This is a genomic window from Acidovorax sp. GW835-FHT14B10, from assembly GCF_058793725.1.
Genome location: NZ_JBXAGC010000019.1, coordinates 1 through 15433, shown reverse-complemented (window position 1 = coordinate 15433; position 15433 = coordinate 1). Strand labels below are relative to the sequence as shown.

The following is a 15433-nucleotide window of genomic DNA, read 5'->3' as shown; positions in this document are numbered from 1 at the left end:
TCAACCCGTGTTGCGCAACCCGGCCGCAATCCCGTTGATCGAGATGTGGATACCCGTCTGTACCCGCTCGTCGCCCTGGCCTGCGCGCCAGCGGCGCACCAGTTCCACCTGCAGGTGGTGCAGCGGATCGATGTAGGGAAAACGGTGCTTGATGGAGCGGGCCAGCGCCGTGTTGTGCGTGAGGCGCTGCTTGTCGCCGGTGATGCGGGTCAGCGCATCGGCCGTGCGGTGCCACTCGGCCTCGATGGCGCTGAACACCCTCTTGCGCAGGCGGGCGTCGGTAACGAGTTCGCTGTAGCGCGAGGCCAGCGCCAGGTCGCTCTTGGCAAGCACCATGTCCATGTTGGACAGCAGCGTGCGAAAGAACGGCCACTGGCGGTACATCCGCTGCAGCAAAGCCATCTGGGCCTTGGGGTCCTTGCCCTCCAGGTTGACGAACGCTTCCACCGCAGCGCCAAAGCCGTACCAGCCGGGCAGCGTGAGGCGGCACTGGCCCCAGCTGAAGCCCCAGGGAATCGCGCGCAGGTCTTCGATCTTCTGGCTGGCCTTGCGCGATGCCGGGCGCGAGCCGATGTTGAGCTCGGCAATCTCGCGGATGGGCGTGGAATTGAAGAAATAGTCGGTGAAGCCCGGGGTTTCGTACACCAGCGCCCGGTAGGCGTCCATGCTGGCCTTTGACAGCTGCGCGGCGGCGTCCAGAAACGCCTTGGTGGCCGATTTGGTGGGTTGCAGCAGCGTGGCTTCGAGCGTGGCGGCGACCAGGGTTTCGAGGTTGCGCCGGCCAATCTCGGGGTTGGCGTACTTCGAGGCAATCACCTCGCCCTGCTCGGTCAGGCGGATCTGGCCCCGCACGGTGCCCGGGGGTTGCGCCAGGATGGCCTGGTAGCTCGGGCCGCCGCCCCGCCCCACGGTGCCGCCGCGGCCATGGAACATGCGCAGCTGGATGCCATGGCTGGTGGCCAGCTCGTCGAACAGCTCCACCAGCGCGATCTCGGCGCGGTACAACTCCCAGTTGCTGGTGAAGATGCCGCCATCCTTGTTGCTGTCGCTGTAGCCCAGCATGATGTCCTGTTCGCCACCACTGCGCTGCACCAGCGCGGCCACGCCGGGCAAGGCATAGAACTCGCGCATGATGGGCGCGGACTGCGCCAGGTCTTCGATGGTCTCGAACAAGGGCACCACGATGAGGTGATTTTTCGACTCGGCATCAAGCGTGCCGTCCATCAGGCCCACTTCTTTTTGCAGCAGCAGCACTTCCAGCAGGTCGCTCACCGTTTCGGTGTGGCTGATGATGTAGTGGCGAATCGCCTCGTGCCCATAGCGCTGGCGCAGCGTACGGGCCGTTTCAAAGATGGCCAGCTCGCCTTGCGTGTGGGCTGAATACTGGGCGCCCACCACGCGCAGCGGACGCGCGTCGTTGAGCAGCTTGATCAGCAGCGCGCGCTTGGCGGCCTCCTGCAGGCTGCTGTAGTTCGGCTCGATGCGGGCCGTGGCCAGCAATTCGGCCACCACCTCTTCGTGCTTGTCGGAGCTCTGGCGCAGGTCCACCGTGGCCAGGTGAAAGCCGAACACCTCCACCGCGCGGATCAGCGGGTGCAGGCGCTCTGCGGCCATGGCTTCGCCGTGGTGGGATTTGAGCGAGGTTTCGATCACGCGCAGGTCGGCCAGGAACTCTTGCGCACTGGCATAGGCATTCTGCGGCGCCACCGCATGCCGGGCGGCCTCGCCGCCGGTCAGGTCCTTGAGCGACGCCGCCAGGCGCGCGTAGATGCCGGTCAGGGCACGGCGGTAGGGCTCGTCCTGGCGGTGTTCATTGGTGTCGGGCGAGCGCTGGGCCAGCGCCTGCATTTCGGGCGATACCGCCACCAGCCGCGCCGACAGCGACAGCTCGCCCCCCAGAAAATGCACCTCGGTGAGGTAGTGGCGCAGCGCCATGTCGGACTGGCTGCGCAAGGCATATTGCAGGGTTTGCGCCGTCACGTTGGGATTGCCATCGCGGTCGCCGCCGATCCACTGGCCCATGCGCAAGAAGCTGTGCACCGGGTACTGGCCCAGTTCGCGCTCCAGGTCCGCGTAGATCTTGGGAATCTCGCGCAGGAAAGTGGCTTCGTAATACGACAGCGCGTTCTCGATCTCGTCGGCCACCGTGAGCTTGCTGTAGCGCAGCAGCCGCGTTTGCCACAGCTGGGCCACGCGGGCGCGCAGCAGGGCTTCGTTGGCCGCCAGCTCGCGCGGTGTGAGCGCGTCCTTGGCGCTGTTGTACAGCTGGGCGCGCACCTGGATATCGTCGCGCACGGCCAGCAGCTGGGCGATGTCGCGCTCGGCATCCAGGATGCTTTTGCGCTGCACCTCGGTGGGGTGGGCCGTGAGCACCGGCGCCACATAGCTGCTGGCCAGCGTCTGCGCAATGGTCTTGGGCGCAATGCCGGCCCAGCGCAGGCGCGACAGGGCCACCTCGATGCTGCCCTCCTGCGTGTCGCCCGCGCGCTCGTGCACGGCGCGGCGGCGGATGTGGTGGCGGTCTTCGGCCAGGTTGGCCAGGTGGCTGAAGTAGGTGAAGGCGCGGATCACGCTCACCGTCTGGTCGCCCGACAGCGACTTGAGCAGTTTTTTCAGGGCACGGTCGGCCTCCTGGTCGGCATCGCGCCGGAAAGCCACCGAGAGCTTGCGCACCTGCTCCACCAGTTCGTAGGCCTCCACCCCCTCCTGCTCTCGGATCACGTCACCCAGAATGCGCCCCAGCAGGCGGATATCGTCTATCAGGGGCTGGTCCTTGTCGGATCGTTTCATGGGGTGGGTCTCCGGATTGAGGGGGCAGCCGGCCGCTGCCCGCCTGCTGCGCAGGCCTGTGCGGACACCAGCCACCGGTGCGGCGCGATGCTAGCATTGCTGCTTGCCCAATGATTACAAATAGGTTACGAAATTGAGCCCGACACAACCCCTCTCCCTGGTGATCGCCACGCGCGAAAGCCGCCTGGCCCTGTGGCAAGCCGAACATGTGCAGGCCCTGCTGCGCGCACGCGGCCACTCCGTATCGCTGCTGGGCATGACCACCCAGGGCGACCAGATCCTGGACCGCAGCCTCTCCAAGGTGGGCGGCAAGGGCCTGTTCGTCAAGGAATTGGAGGTGGCGCTCGACGAAGGCCGTGCCCACATCGCCGTGCACTCGCTCAAAGACGTCCCCATGGATTTGCCCGCAGGCTTTGCCCTGGCCTGCGTGATGGAGCGCGAAGACCCGCGCGATGCCTTTGTCTCACCCCGCTACGCATCGCTCGATGCCCTGCCCCAGGGCGCGGTGGTCGGCACCTCCAGCCTGCGCCGCCAGGTGCTGCTGCAGGCCCTGCGGCCCGACCTCAGGATCGAGCCCCTGCGCGGCAACCTCGATACGCGCCTGCGCAAGCTCGATGAAGGCAACTACGACGCCATCGTGCTGGCGGCCGCGGGTCTCAAGCGCCTGGGCCTGCAGGATCGCATCCGCACCGAATTCGCCACCACCGACATGCTGCCCGCCGCGGGCCAGGGCGCCCTGGGTATCGAGATCCGCAGTGACCGCCAGGACCTGATGGCGGCGCTGGCACCGCTGGCGCACCAGGAATCCTGGCTCACCGTGACGGCCGAACGTGCCGTCAGCCGCTCCATGGGCGGCAGCTGCTCGATGCCGCTGGCCGCGCATGGCCGGCTGGTGCAGGGCACCCTGCACCTGGACGCCGCCTGGGGCGACCCCGACGGCCGCACGCCCCTGGTGCGCGCCAGCGCCAGCGCCCCGGTGGCCACGCTGGCAGCCGCCGATGCCCTGGGCGTCGAGATTGCCGCCCGCCTGCGCGCCGGTGGTGCCCGGGGCGTTGACCCCGTGGCCGGCTGAGATCACGGTGGCCAGCGCCCGCATCATCGTCACCCGACCGGCGCGCGAGGCAGCGCACTGGGTGGAGCAACTGGGCGCGCGCGGCCATGCCGCCACGGCGCTGCCCCTGATTGCCATTGGCCCCTGCACCGACCCCGCTGCCCGGACCGCGCTGGCCCAGGCCCGTGCACACCTCGACCGCTACCGCGCCGCCATGTTTGTCAGCGGCAATGCCGCGGACTATTTTTTTGATCAAAAAGAGCCTCTGGCGCCTGGTGCGATTGCGCCATCAGCGATCACAACAAGAGCCTGGGCACCTGGCCCCGGAACTGTGCAGGCGCTGGTGCACGCGGGGGTTCCCCGCGAGCGCATCGACAGCCCGGCGCCCGACGCCCTGCAGTTTGATTCGGAAGCCCTGTGGCAGCGGGTGGCACCGCAGGTGCGCGCAGGCGACCGCATTCTCATCGTGCGCGGCTGCTCCGAGGGCTCGGCTCCCGGTCCGGGCCAGGGCCGCGACTGGCTGGCACGCCAGATCGAGCAGGCCGGCGCCACGGTGGATTTCGTGGTGGCCTACACCCGTGGCGCCCCGCATCTCACGCCTGAGCAGACCGCGCTGGCCCATGCCGCCGCGAGCGACGGATCGTGGTGGCTGCTCAGCAGCTCGGAAGCCCTCACGCACCTGGCCAGCGCCGTGCCAGGCCTGGTACTGCGGGCAGCGCGCGCCCTGGCCACGCACCCGCGCATTGCGCAATCGGCACGCGCCGCCGGTTTTGGCCAGGTACAGGAATGCCGACCCGCACTGGACGACGTGATGGCCTCGATAGAATCGGTGGCATGAGCCCCGAGCCCTCCATCGATCCGTCCACCCCAGTCGCCCCAGGCACCCCGGTGAGCGCTGCCGCACCCGGCGCGAGCCCGGCGGTGGGGGTCGCCCCGGTCGCAACGCCGCGACGCACCGGTGTCGGCACCTATCTGCTGGGCGCGGTGGCCCTCGCGGCCCTGGTCAGCAGCGGGCTGCTGTGGCAAAAGCTCAACACCATCCAGGAGCAGCTGGCGCGCCAATCGGCCGATGCAGGGGCCCAGGCCGTCGAAGCGCGAACCATGGCGCGCCAGGCCGAAGAACTGGTGCGCGACACGGCCGCCCGCCTCTCGGTGACCGAGGCCCGGGTGGGCGAGGTGGCACTGCAGCGCAGCCAGCTCGAAGAACTCATGCAAAGCCTGTCGCGATCACGCGACGAAAACCTCGTGGTCGATATTGAATCGGCCATCCGCCTGGCGCAACAGCAGGCCCAGCTCACGGGCAGCCTCGAACCCCTGGTGGCCACGCTCAAGAGCGCAAACCAGCGCATCGAGCGCGCGGCACAGCCCCGCCTGGCCCCGGTGCAGCGCGCCATAGGCCGTGACCTCGACCGGCTCACCCGCGCCACCGTCACCGACACCGCCGGCCTGCTGGTCCGTCTCGACGACCTGGTGCGCCAGGTAGATGAACTGCCCGTGCAGAATGCCGTGGCCCAGGCCGCCGCCACGCGCCGCCTGGCAATCGTAACCCCCGGCCCTGCAAACGCGGGGGCAGCCCCGCAAGGTGACCAAGCCTGGTGGCAGGCCACGCTGCAGCGCAGCTGGGAGGTCGTGCGCGACGAGGCCCGCAACCTGGTGCGCGTGAGCCGCATCGACCAGCCCGAGGCCATTTTGCTGGCCCCCGAGCAGACTTTCTTCCTGCGCGAGAACCTCAAGCTCAAGCTGCTCAACGCCCGCCTGGGGGTACTCGCGCGCCAGTTCGAGTCGGCCCGCGCCGATCTGACCGCCGCCACCGCGGCACTCAACAAGTATTTCGACCCGGCATCGCGCCGCACGCAGGCTGCCGCCGCCTTGCTGCAGACCGCCCAGGCCAGCATGAAGGCCGCCGAGCAGCCCCGTCTGGACGAAACCCTCTCGGCACTGGCCACGGCCGCTGCGGGAAGATGATGAGCCCCCCTGAGTCGCTTCGCGCCTTCCCCCCAAGGGGGGACGCCACCCGCGGCCTGGCAAAGCCAGTTCCACGGTGGCGCTGGCATGGGTGCGCGCCACTTTTCCAGGCTACGGGTGCGCGTAGCGCAATGGGTCACTGATATGCGTGCTGCACTTTGGCTTTTGGCGTTGTTTGGCGTGGCCGTGGCCGCGGCCCTGTTTGCGGGCAACAACCAGGGCACCATCACGTTGTACTGGCCGCCCTACCGCATCGACCTGTCCCTGAACATGGTGGTGCTGCTGCTGGTGAGCACCTTTGTCACGGTGTATGCCGCGATGAGCGCGCTGGCCGCCCTGCTGAATTTGCCGCGCCAGGCCCTGCGGTGGCGTGTGCAGCAAAAAGAACGTGCCATGCACGGCGCCATGCTGGATGCCCTGGCGCACATGCTCGCCGGTCGCTTCATCCGCTCACGCAAGGCGGCACTGACGGCCCTGTCCAAGGAAGCAGCGCTCACCACCGACGGAGAAACAGTGCCCCACGGCCTCCACCTGAGGGCATTGGCGCACATGGTGGCCGCCGAAAGCTCACACGCGCTGCAGGACCGCGCCACGCGCGACAGCCATTTGCAGCAGGCCCTGGGCCAGGTGGCCGCAGGCGGCACCGCGCACGAGCAGGAACTGCGTGAAGGCGTGCACATGCGTGCCGCGCGCTGGCTGCTGGATGACCGCGACGCCCGTGCCGCCCTCGAACGACTTGCCGTTCTGCCGCAGGGCGCCGCCCGGCGCACGCTGGCGCTGCGCATCCGGCTCAAGGCCACCCGTCTGGCGCGGCAGACGCAGGACGCGCTGGACACGGCGCGCCTGCTGGGCAAGCACCACGCCTTCTCGGCCGGCGCCGCACAAAGCATCGTGCGCGGCCTGGCCACCGAGCTCATCAATGGCGCGCACGACACGGCCCAGTTGCAACAGACCTGGCTGCACCTGGAACAGTCCGAACGCGGCATGCCGGAACTGGCCATCCACGCGGCCCAGCGCCTGGCAACCCTGGGGGGCGAACCGGCGCAGGTGAGGGCCTGGCTGCTGCCGGCCTGGGACCTCATGGTGAAGCAGCCGCATGCCCTGCCCGACCCGCATGCGCTCAAGCTGGTGCGGGCCCTCGAATCGACCCTGGATACGCTCGATGCCTCCTGGCTGGCGCGCATCGAATCCGCCCAGCAGGCCAACCCGCGCGATGCCCACCTGCAATACTTGGCGGGCGTGGCCTGCCTGAAACGCGAGTTGTGGGGCAAGGCACAGCAGCTGCTGACCCAGGCCACCCCGCATTTGCCCGACGCCGGCCTGCGCGCCAGCGCGTGGCGCCATCTTGCCGCGCTGGCCGAGCGCCGCAACGACAGCGAAGCCGCCGCAGCCGCCTGGAAAAAGGCCGCACTCGCGCATTGAAGCGGCGCTGGCGCAGTGGGCCGCCGCCCTGGCGGCCAGCCCCTCTTTACAGCGGGCGTTGGGGAACTTTGAGCGCAGACGGCCGATCAATTCAGTTTTTTTGAATTGAACCGTCAATCCATCTGAAACCCACCCGTCCCGTGACTCCCTAAACTGGAGCCATTCCTGCACGGCATCCGCCTGGCAAGTGCTGCATACCGTGCAGCCTCGCGCCACGGACAACCTCAACGCTTTCACCAACATGCCTTCCTCCGACCCCGGCCAGGCCCTTGCCGCCCCACGCTATACCCACACCGCCATGCTGCTGCACTGGCTGCTGGGCCTTGCGCTGGTCACCCTGTTTGGCGTCGGCCTGTACATGGCCGACCTGCCCTTTTCCCCCCAGCGCCTGAAGCTCTACAACTGGCACAAGTGGGCCGGGGTCAGCATCCTGGTGCTGTCGCTGCTGCGCCTGGGCTGGCGCCTGGTGCACCGGCCTCCGCACCTGCCGGCCCGCGTGCAAAACGCCATGCCCCGGTGGCAGCAGATGGCGCACCACGGCGCGCACCACCTGCTGTACCTGCTGTTTTTCGCTGTGCCCCTGCTGGGCTGGGCCTACAGCTCGGCGGCAGGCTTTCCCATCGTGTTTCTCGGACTGTGGCAGTTGCCCGACTTCGCCCCGGTCAGCCCGGATCTGGCCGATGCACTGAAACCACTGCACAAGCTCAGCGCCATGGCGATGGCAGCGCTCGTGGTGGCGCATGTGGCTGCCGCGCTCAAGCACCAGTTCATTGACCGCGACGGGCTGCTGCAGCGCATGCTGCCGGGCCGCCGCTGATCCCCGTCGCCCCATTTTTCAGGAGTGCCTCCCATGCAAGTTTCTTCCTATTTCTCGGCCCTGGCCCTGGGCAGCGCCGCCCTGCTGGCGGCCCAGCCTGCGCTGGCACAGCAAAAGCTGGTGCCCGCCCAGAGCGAAGTGCAGTTCACCGCGCGCCAGATGGGTGTGCCGCTGCAAGGCCATTTCAAGAAGTTCGACGCACAGGTCAGCTTTGACCCCGCCAAGCTGGCCACGAGCAAGATCGCCTTCATGGTGGACACCGGCAGCGCCACCATGGGCTCACGCGAAACCGATTCCGAGCTGCCCAAGCCCACCTGGTTCAACGTGCCCCAGTTCCCGCAGGCCACGTTCCAGTCCAGCGCCATCAAGGCCCTGGGCGCAGGCAAATTCGAGGTGGCCGGCAAGCTCAGCATCAAGGGCGTGGCCCGCGACGTGGTGGTGCCGGTCACGCTGGTGCAAAACGGCGCCACCACCATGGCTACCGGCGCGCTGCCACTCAAGCGCCTGGCGTTCAAGATCGGCGAGAACGAGTGGGCCGACACCTCCATGGTGGCCGACGATGTGCAGGTGAAATTCAAGCTTGCACTCTCCGGCGTGGCCAAGCTCTGATCGTTTTTCTTTCCGTTCCCCCTGTTTCCCCATCCTTTTCATTCAGGAGTTTTTTGATGCGCAAATCCCTTTTCGCCCTTGCCGCCACCGCCGTGCTGGCCACTGCCGCCCAAGCAGCCCCCGCTACCTACGCCATTGACCCCACGCACACCTTTGCCACCTTCGAGATCGGCCACTTCGGCGCCACCACCAACCGTGGCCGCTTCGACAAGAAGGAAGGCACCGTGCAATTCGACAAGGCGGGCAAGAGCGGCAAGGTCGATATCACGCTCGACGTCGCCTCGATCAACACTGGCACCGCGGCCTTTGACAAGCACCTGCAAAGTGCCGAGCTTTTTGACGCGGCCAAGCACCCCACGGCCAAGTTTGTCTCGGACAAGTTCCACTTCAACGGCGACAAGGTCACTGCGGTCGATGGCAAGCTGACGCTCGCCGGCAAAACCCAGCCCGTCACGCTGAAGGCCAACCAGTTCGCCTGTTACGACAACCCGATGCTCAAGCGCGAAGTCTGCGGTGGCGACTTCGAGACCACCATTGACCGCACGGCATTCGGCATCAACTACGGCGTGGATTGGGGCTTCCCCAAGAACGTGCGCCTGGTGGTCCAGGTCGAAGCCGTCAAGCAATAAGCCCCCGGCAGTTTCACGCCCGTCAAAAAGCCGCCTGCTGGAATCCAGCAGGCGGCTTTTTTAGCACCTGAACGAATGAACAACCCGCAAGGCGCAAGGGGCGCGCCGCCGACCAAGCTGCCGGGGCTTTTCCCGTGCGGCACAAACGCTCATTTATTAATAGCTATTGACGCTTATAGAACATGCACCGGAGGCAAAAACGCTCCAAAACCCAGCATGTGTTCAGGACCGCAGGAGCTGGCCGGTAAAATCGATGCATCCCGCCCCCAGTCAACCTGACGGCATCCTTTGGGGATGCCGTTTTCATTTGCCATTCCGCCATGAGCGACACCACTGCCCAACCCGGCCTCGACAGCCTCTCCAAGTCCTTCGAACCCGCCGCCCTGGAAGCCCACTGGGGCCCCGAGTGGGAGCGCCGCGGTTACGGCGCAGCGGGCGTTCGTGGCACCGGCGCGCCCCAGGCCGGCGCACCGTCGTTTGCCATCCAGCTGCCGCCCCCCAACGTCACGGGCACACTGCACATGGGCCATGCGTTCAACCAGACGATCATGGACAGCCTCACCCGCTACCACCGCATGCGCGGGCACAACACGGCCTGGGTGCCCGGCACCGACCACGCCGGCATCGCCACGCAGATCGTGGTGGAGCGCCAGCTGCAGGAACAGGGCATCAGCCGCCACGACATGGGCCCCACCCCGCCCGAGGCGCGCAAGAATTTCGTCGCCAAGGTGTGGGAGTGGAAGGAAAAGAGCGGCAACACCATCACCACACAGATGCGCCGCATGGGCGACAGCGTGGACTGGAGCCGCGAATACTTCACCATGGACGACAAGCTCTCCAAGGTGGTGACCGAGACCTTCGTGCGCCTGTACGAGCAGGGCCTGATCTACCGGGGCAAGCGCCTCGTCAACTGGGACCCCAAGCTCCAGTCCGCCGTGTCCGACCTGGAAGTCGAGAACGAGGAGAAGGACGGTTCGCTCTGGCACATCGCCTACCCACTGGCCGACGGCTCGGGCCAGCTCGTGGTGGCCACCACGCGCCCCGAAACCATGCTGGGCGACGTGGCGGTGATGGTGCACCCCGAGGATGAGCGCTACAAGCATCTGATCGGCAAGATGGTGAACCTGCCGCTGTGCGACCGCCAGATCCCGGTGATCGCCGACGACTATGTGGACAAGGAATTCGGCACCGGCGTGGTGAAAGTCACGCCCGCGCACGACCAGAACGACTACGCCGTGGGCCAGCGCCACCAGCTGCCGATGATCTGCGTGCTCACGCTGCAGGCCACGGTGAACGAGAACGCCCCGGCCAAATACCAGGGCATGGACCGCTTCGTGGCGCGCAAGGCCGTGGTGGCCGACCTGGAAGCCCTGGGCCTGCTGATCGAAACCAAGAAGCACAAACTCATGGTGCCGATCTGCACCCGCACCGGCCAGGTGGTCGAGCCCATGCTCACCGACCAGTGGTTCGTGGCCATGAGCAAGGTGGGCGCGGGCGACGCTACCGGCAAATCCATCGCACAAAAAGCCATCGATGCCGTGGCCAGCGGCGAGGTGCAGTTCGTACCCGAGAACTGGGTCAACACCTACAACCAGTGGATGAACAACATCCAGGACTGGTGCATCAGCCGCCAGCTGTGGTGGGGCCACCAGATCCCGGCCTGGTACGACGAAGACGGCAACGTGATCGTGGCCCGCAACGAGGCCGAGGCCCAGGCCAAGGCCCCGGGCAGGCAGCTGCGCCGCGACGAAGACGTGCTCGACACCTGGTATTCGTCGGCCCTCGTGCCGTTTTCCACCATGGGGTGGCCGAACCAGGGCGACAGCGCCACCGACGATTTCAACCTCTACCTGCCCAGCAGCGTGCTGGTGACGGGCTACGACATCATCTTCTTCTGGGTCGCCCGGATGATCATGATGACCACGCACTTCACGGGCCGCGTGCCGTTCAAGCATGTCTACATCCACGGCCTGGTGCGCGACGCGCAGGGCAAGAAGATGTCCAAGTCCGAAGGCAATGTGCTCGACCCGGTGGACCTGATCGACGGCATCGCCCTGGAGCCGCTGCTCGACAAGCGCACCACCGGCCTGCGCAAGCCCGAAACGGCGCCCACCGTGCGCAAGAACACGCAAAAGGAATTCCCCGAGGGCATCCCGGCCTATGGCGCCGATGCGCTGCGCTTCACCTTTGCCGCGCTGGCCAGCCTGGGCCGCAGCATCAACTTCGACAGCAAGCGCTGCGAGGGCTACCGCAACTTCTGCAACAAGCTCTGGAACGCCAGCCGCTTTGTGCTGATGAACTGCGAAGGCCAGGACTGCGGGCTGGATGCGAGCCAGGGCTGCACCGAGAGCTACATGCACTTCAGCCAGGCCGACCGCTGGATCACCTCGCTGCTGCAAAAAACCGAGGCCGAAGTGGCCAAGGGCTTTGCAGAGTACCGCCTGGACAACGTGGCCAACACGATCTACGACTTCGTCTGGAACGAGTACTGCGACTGGTACCTGGAGATCGCCAAGGTGCAGATCCAGAACGGGACCGAGGCCGAGCAGCGCGCCACGCGCCGCACGCTGATCCGCGCCCTCGAAGCCATCCTGCGCCTGGCCCACCCCATCATCCCGTTCATCACCGAAGCCCTGTGGCAGACGGTGGCGCCCGTGGCCGGATTGAAGGGCGAGTCGGTCAGCATAGCCCGCTACCCCGAGGCCCAGTCCGCGAAAATCGACGAGGCGTCCATCGCCCACATGGGTCGTGTGAAGGGCCTGGTGGACGCCTGCCGCGCCCTGCGCGGCGAGATGAACGTTTCGCCCTCCACCCGCCTGCCGTTGTTCGTGGTGGGCGACACCGACTTCATGCGCGGCGTGGCCCCGGTGCTGCAAGCCCTGGCCAAGCTCAGCGAGGTCAAGGTGTTTGACGACGAGGCCGAATGGAGCAAGGCCGCGCAGGCCGCGCCAGTGGCCGTGGTGGGCGATGCCCGCATGTGCCTGTACATGGAAATTGACGTGGCCGCCGAAAAGGCCCGCCTGACCAAGGAAACCACCCGCATCGAAGGCGAGATCACCAAGGCCCACAACAAGCTCTCCAACGAGGCCTTTGTGGCCAAGGCCCCCCCGGCCGTGATCGACCAGGAGAAAAAGCGCATCGCCGACTTTGGCGCCACGCTGGCCCGCCTGCGCGACCAGCTGGTCCGCCTGGGCTGATCCGCCGAGCCGCCTTTCACCACCCACCCACAGCACACCCACCATGATCCAGTCCACCAATACCCCCGTGCGCAAAGCCGTGTTTCCCGTGGCAGGCCTCGGCACCCGCTTTCTGCCGGCCACCAAGGCATCGCCCAAGGAAATGCTGCCTGTGGTGGACAAGCCGTTGATCCAATACGCCGTGGAAGAAGCCTACGCGGCCGGCATCCGCCACATGATCTTCGTCACCGGCCGCAGCAAGCGCGCCATTGAAGACCATTTCGACACCGCCTACGAACTGGAGGCCGAGCTGGAAGCCGCCGGCAAGAAAGAGCTGCTGGAGCTGGTGCGCTCCATCCAGCCCGACGACATGGACTGCGCCTTTGTGCGTCAGCCGCGTTCGCTGGGCCTGGGCCATGCCGTGCTGTGCGCCGAGGCGCTGGTGGGCAACGAGCCCTTTGCCGTGCTGCTGGCCGACGACCTGATGGTGGGCCCACCCGGTGGCGAAGCCGTGCTGGCGCAGATGGCCACCGCGTTTCGCCAGCAGGGGCGCTCTGTGATTGCCGTGCAGGAGGTGCCGCTCGACCAGGTTCATCGCTACGGCATCGTGGCGGGCGAGCCCGCTGGCGGCCCGCTGATCCGCATCGAGCGCATCGTCGAAAAGCCCAAGGCCGACGTAGCCCCCTCGCGCATGGGCGTGGCCGGTCGCTACATCCTCACGCCCGGCATCTTCAACGAGATCCGCAACCAGCCGCGCGGTGTGGGCGGCGAAATCCAGCTCACCGATGGCATCGCCCGCCTGATGCAAAACGAGGCCGTGTACGCGTTCCAATACGAAGGCAAGCGCTACGACTGCGGCAGCAAGGAAGGCTTTCTGGAAGCCACGGTGGAGCTGGCCCTGCAGCACCCGCAGGTGGGCGCGCAGTTTCGCGAATACCTCAAGGCCCTGGCGCTGTAACCCTCGCGCTTCACTCTCGATAGCTGCCAGCGCTTGCCAGAAAAGCGCTGGCAGCCATTTTGACTAACGCCGCCGCAGAATGTGGATGTACTCCACCCCCTCCGTCTTCTGCTCCACCAGTTCATTGCCGGTCTGCTTGGCAAACGCCTGAAAGTCGCGCAGTGAACCGCCGTCGGTGGCCAGCACCTTGAGCAGCTGGCCGCTGGCCATGTCGGCCAGGGCCTTCTTGGCCTTGAGGATGGGCAAGGGGCAGTTCAGGCCCCGGGTGTCGATTTCTTTGTGAATGTCCATGGTGTTCAATCCTTTGGCAGTTGCAGTTGCGGGTCGTCCAGCCCGCGCCGCCGTTCTGCATTTTCCTCGGCCGTAAAAAACACCGGCTCGTGCCCCCGCGTACGCAACCAGTCGGCCAGCGCGTAGCCCGTGCCCGCAGGCCAGCACCTGAGGTCTGCCAGATCGTACAGCCGGTAGTCCACCAGCTCGGGCGACAGCCGCACCTCCCCCTCGGCCACCACATGGTAGGCAATGATGATCTGGTTCATGCGCAGAAACTCGTAGGCTCCCACCAGCATGGTGGAGCGCACATCGAGGTTGGTCTCTTCCTTCACCTCGCGCGCGATGCCTTCCTGCGGCGACTCGCCCGCCTCCATGAAGCCGGTGATCAGCGCAAACATCTTGCCCGGCCAGGCCGCGTTGCGCGCCAGCAGCACCTTGCCGCCAATCTCCACAATGGCCGCCAGCACGGGCGTGGGGTTGTTCCAGTGCGTCCAGCCGCAGACGGGGCAGCGCAGCCGCTCCTTGTCGCCGCAATCTTCCGCCAGGATGATGGCTTGCAGGGCGGTGCCGCAGTGCGTGCAGTGGCGTGCTTCGTAATGCATATACTATTATTTTTGTAGCTTCCAGCGCTTATTCATCAGGCGCCAGATGCCTATTTCATCTAAAACCAGTTTCCACCATGGCCGATGGCATCACGCAGGAAACACGCCGGTGGAAAGATAGCGGTCGCCCCGGTCGCACACGATGAAGACGATGGTGGCATTGCTCTCGCGCGCGGCGATCTGCTGCGCCACCCAGCAGGCACCCGCCGCCGAAATGCCCCCGAAAATACCCTCCTCGCGCGCCAGGCGGCGGCACATTTCCTCGGCGTCGTCCTGGCTCACATAGACCATCTCATCGACCGCCGTGGCGTCGTAGATCTTGGGCAGGTATTCCTGAGGCCACTTGCGGATGCCCGGAATGCGCGAGCCCTCTTGTGGCTGCGCCCCGATGATCTGGATGGCCGGGTTCTTCTCTTTCAGGAAGCGCGACACCCCGGTGATGGTGCCCGTGGTGCCCATGGCGCTCACAAAGTGGGTGATGCGCCCGCCCGTCTGCTCCCACAGCTCGGGGCCGGTGGTCTCGTAGTGGATGCGCGGGTTGTCGGGGTTGGCGAACTGGTCCAGCACCTTGCCCTCGCCACGCTTTTGCATGGCCTCGGCCAGGTCGCGGGCATGCTCCATGCCGCCACTCTTGGGCGTGAGCACCAGCTCGGCGCCAAAAGCCTTCATGGTCTGCGCGCGCTCGATGGACAGGTCCTCGGGCATCACCAGCACCATGCGGTAGCCCTTGATGGCCGCCGCCATGGCCAGCGCAATGCCGGTATTGCCCGACGTGGCCTCGATCAGCGTATCACCGGGGCGGATGTCGCCACGCTCTTCGGCGCGGCGGATCATGGACAGCGCAGGCCGGTCTTTCACCGACCCGGCCGGGTTGTTGCCCTCCAGCTTGCCCAGCACCACATTGCCCCGCGCCGCGTTGTCCTGGGCCCCAATGCGCTGCAGCGCCACCAGCGGTGTCTGACCCACCGCGTCTTCAATCGTCGGATATTTCATACACCCTACTGTGCCATAATTCAGGGCTTCCCATATTCTGCCCGGGTGGTGAAATTGGTAGACGCAGGGGACTCAAAAATAGGGACTTCTACGTAGTTCTTGCTTGAGGTCACTGCCTGCCAAGCCGCATGGGACAAGGGATTGAGTG

General features: G+C 66.4%; 13 protein-coding genes. 9 read left to right on the top strand and 4 right to left on the bottom strand.

Features of this window, described 5'->3' with window-relative positions; genetic code table 11:
- Positions 1–2790 (bottom strand): phosphoenolpyruvate carboxylase, encoded by a 2790-nt coding sequence (ppc, locus tag AC1Q5S_RS15025; RefSeq protein WP_287951724.1) that lies wholly within the window; start codon positions 2788–2790, stop codon positions 1–3.
- A gap of 133 nt (positions 2791–2923) precedes the next feature.
- On the opposite strand from ppc, the gene hemC reads away from it, so the two are divergent.
- The 9 genes from hemC (at position 2924) to galU (ending at position 13417) form a co-directional block, all read left to right on the top strand.
- Positions 2924–3862: a hydroxymethylbilane synthase gene (gene hemC / locus AC1Q5S_RS15020; protein ID WP_287951723.1), complete on the top strand. Its 939-nt coding sequence runs from the start codon at positions 2924–2926 to the stop codon at positions 3860–3862.
- 1 nt (position 3863) lies between these two features.
- On the top strand, positions 3864–4679 hold the full coding sequence (locus AC1Q5S_RS15015) for a uroporphyrinogen-III synthase (RefSeq protein ID WP_287951734.1): 816 nt from the start codon (positions 3864–3866) through the stop codon (positions 4677–4679).
- On the top strand, positions 4676–5806 hold the full coding sequence (locus AC1Q5S_RS15010; RefSeq protein WP_287951722.1) for a uroporphyrinogen-III C-methyltransferase: 1131 nt from the start codon (positions 4676–4678) through the stop codon (positions 5804–5806). The genes AC1Q5S_RS15015 and AC1Q5S_RS15010 overlap by 4 nt, the downstream gene beginning before the upstream one ends.
- A 144-nt stretch (positions 5807–5950) precedes the next feature.
- A complete protein-coding gene (locus tag AC1Q5S_RS15005; RefSeq protein WP_287951721.1) occupies positions 5951–7228 on the top strand; it encodes a heme biosynthesis HemY N-terminal domain-containing protein in 1278 nt (425 codons plus the stop codon).
- Between the two features lie 241 nt (positions 7229–7469).
- Positions 7470–8045, top strand: coding sequence for a cytochrome b (locus AC1Q5S_RS15000; RefSeq protein ID WP_287951720.1), 576 nt, complete (start codon positions 7470–7472; stop codon positions 8043–8045).
- 33 nt (positions 8046–8078) lie between these two features.
- Positions 8079–8654 (top strand): YceI family protein, encoded by a 576-nt coding sequence (locus AC1Q5S_RS14995; protein ID WP_287951719.1) that lies wholly within the window; start codon positions 8079–8081, stop codon positions 8652–8654.
- A gap of 56 nt (positions 8655–8710) precedes the next feature.
- The gene (locus tag AC1Q5S_RS14990; protein WP_287951718.1) at positions 8711–9283 is read left to right on the top strand and encodes a YceI family protein; all 573 of its coding nucleotides are present in this window, start codon (positions 8711–8713) and stop codon (positions 9281–9283) included.
- A gap of 320 nt (positions 9284–9603) precedes the next feature.
- A complete protein-coding gene (locus AC1Q5S_RS14985; RefSeq protein WP_303834162.1) occupies positions 9604–12480 on the top strand; it encodes a valine--tRNA ligase in 2877 nt (958 codons plus the stop codon).
- A 43-nt stretch (positions 12481–12523) separates the two neighbouring features.
- Positions 12524–13417 carry a UTP--glucose-1-phosphate uridylyltransferase GalU gene (galU, locus tag AC1Q5S_RS14980; protein WP_303834160.1) on the top strand — a complete coding sequence of 298 codons (894 nt, stop codon included), beginning with the start codon at positions 12524–12526 and terminating at the stop codon, positions 13415–13417.
- A 63-nt stretch (positions 13418–13480) separates the two neighbouring features.
- On the opposite strand, the gene AC1Q5S_RS14975 is transcribed toward galU, so the two are convergent.
- The 3 genes from AC1Q5S_RS14975 to cysM form a co-directional block, all read right to left on the bottom strand.
- On the bottom strand, positions 13481–13708 hold the full coding sequence (locus tag AC1Q5S_RS14975; RefSeq protein ID WP_303834158.1) for a sulfurtransferase TusA family protein: 228 nt from the start codon (positions 13706–13708) through the stop codon (positions 13481–13483).
- A gap of 5 nt (positions 13709–13713) precedes the next feature.
- Complete coding sequence (locus AC1Q5S_RS14970; RefSeq protein ID WP_303834157.1) at positions 13714–14292, bottom strand: NUDIX domain-containing protein; 579 nt, start codon at positions 14290–14292, stop codon at positions 13714–13716.
- 90 nt (positions 14293–14382) lie between these two features.
- Positions 14383–15285 (bottom strand): cysteine synthase CysM, encoded by a 903-nt coding sequence (gene cysM, locus AC1Q5S_RS14965; RefSeq protein ID WP_303834154.1) that lies wholly within the window; start codon positions 15283–15285, stop codon positions 14383–14385.
- Positions 15286–15433 lie beyond the last annotated feature (148 nt).

Coding starts and splice junctions, on each gene's coding strand:
- ppc (WP_287951724.1), bottom strand. CDS start 2,790: ATGAAACGATCCGACAAGGACCAGCCCCTGATAGACGATATCCGCCTG.
- AC1Q5S_RS15010 (WP_287951722.1), top strand. CDS start 4,676: ATGAGCCCCGAGCCCTCCATCGATCCGTCCACCCCAGTCGCCCCAGGC.
- AC1Q5S_RS15005 (WP_287951721.1), top strand. CDS start 5,951: ATGCGTGCTGCACTTTGGCTTTTGGCGTTGTTTGGCGTGGCCGTGGCC.
- AC1Q5S_RS15000 (WP_287951720.1), top strand. CDS start 7,470: ATGCCTTCCTCCGACCCCGGCCAGGCCCTTGCCGCCCCACGCTATACC.
- AC1Q5S_RS14995 (WP_287951719.1), top strand. CDS start 8,079: ATGCAAGTTTCTTCCTATTTCTCGGCCCTGGCCCTGGGCAGCGCCGCC.
- AC1Q5S_RS14990 (WP_287951718.1), top strand. CDS start 8,711: ATGCGCAAATCCCTTTTCGCCCTTGCCGCCACCGCCGTGCTGGCCACT.
- AC1Q5S_RS14985 (WP_303834162.1), top strand. CDS start 9,604: ATGAGCGACACCACTGCCCAACCCGGCCTCGACAGCCTCTCCAAGTCC.
- galU (WP_303834160.1), top strand. CDS start 12,524: ATGATCCAGTCCACCAATACCCCCGTGCGCAAAGCCGTGTTTCCCGTG.
- AC1Q5S_RS14975 (WP_303834158.1), bottom strand. CDS start 13,708: ATGGACATTCACAAAGAAATCGACACCCGGGGCCTGAACTGCCCCTTG.
- AC1Q5S_RS14970 (WP_303834157.1), bottom strand. CDS start 14,292: ATGCATTACGAAGCACGCCACTGCACGCACTGCGGCACCGCCCTGCAA.
- cysM (WP_303834154.1), bottom strand. CDS start 15,285: ATGAAATATCCGACGATTGAAGACGCGGTGGGTCAGACACCGCTGGTG.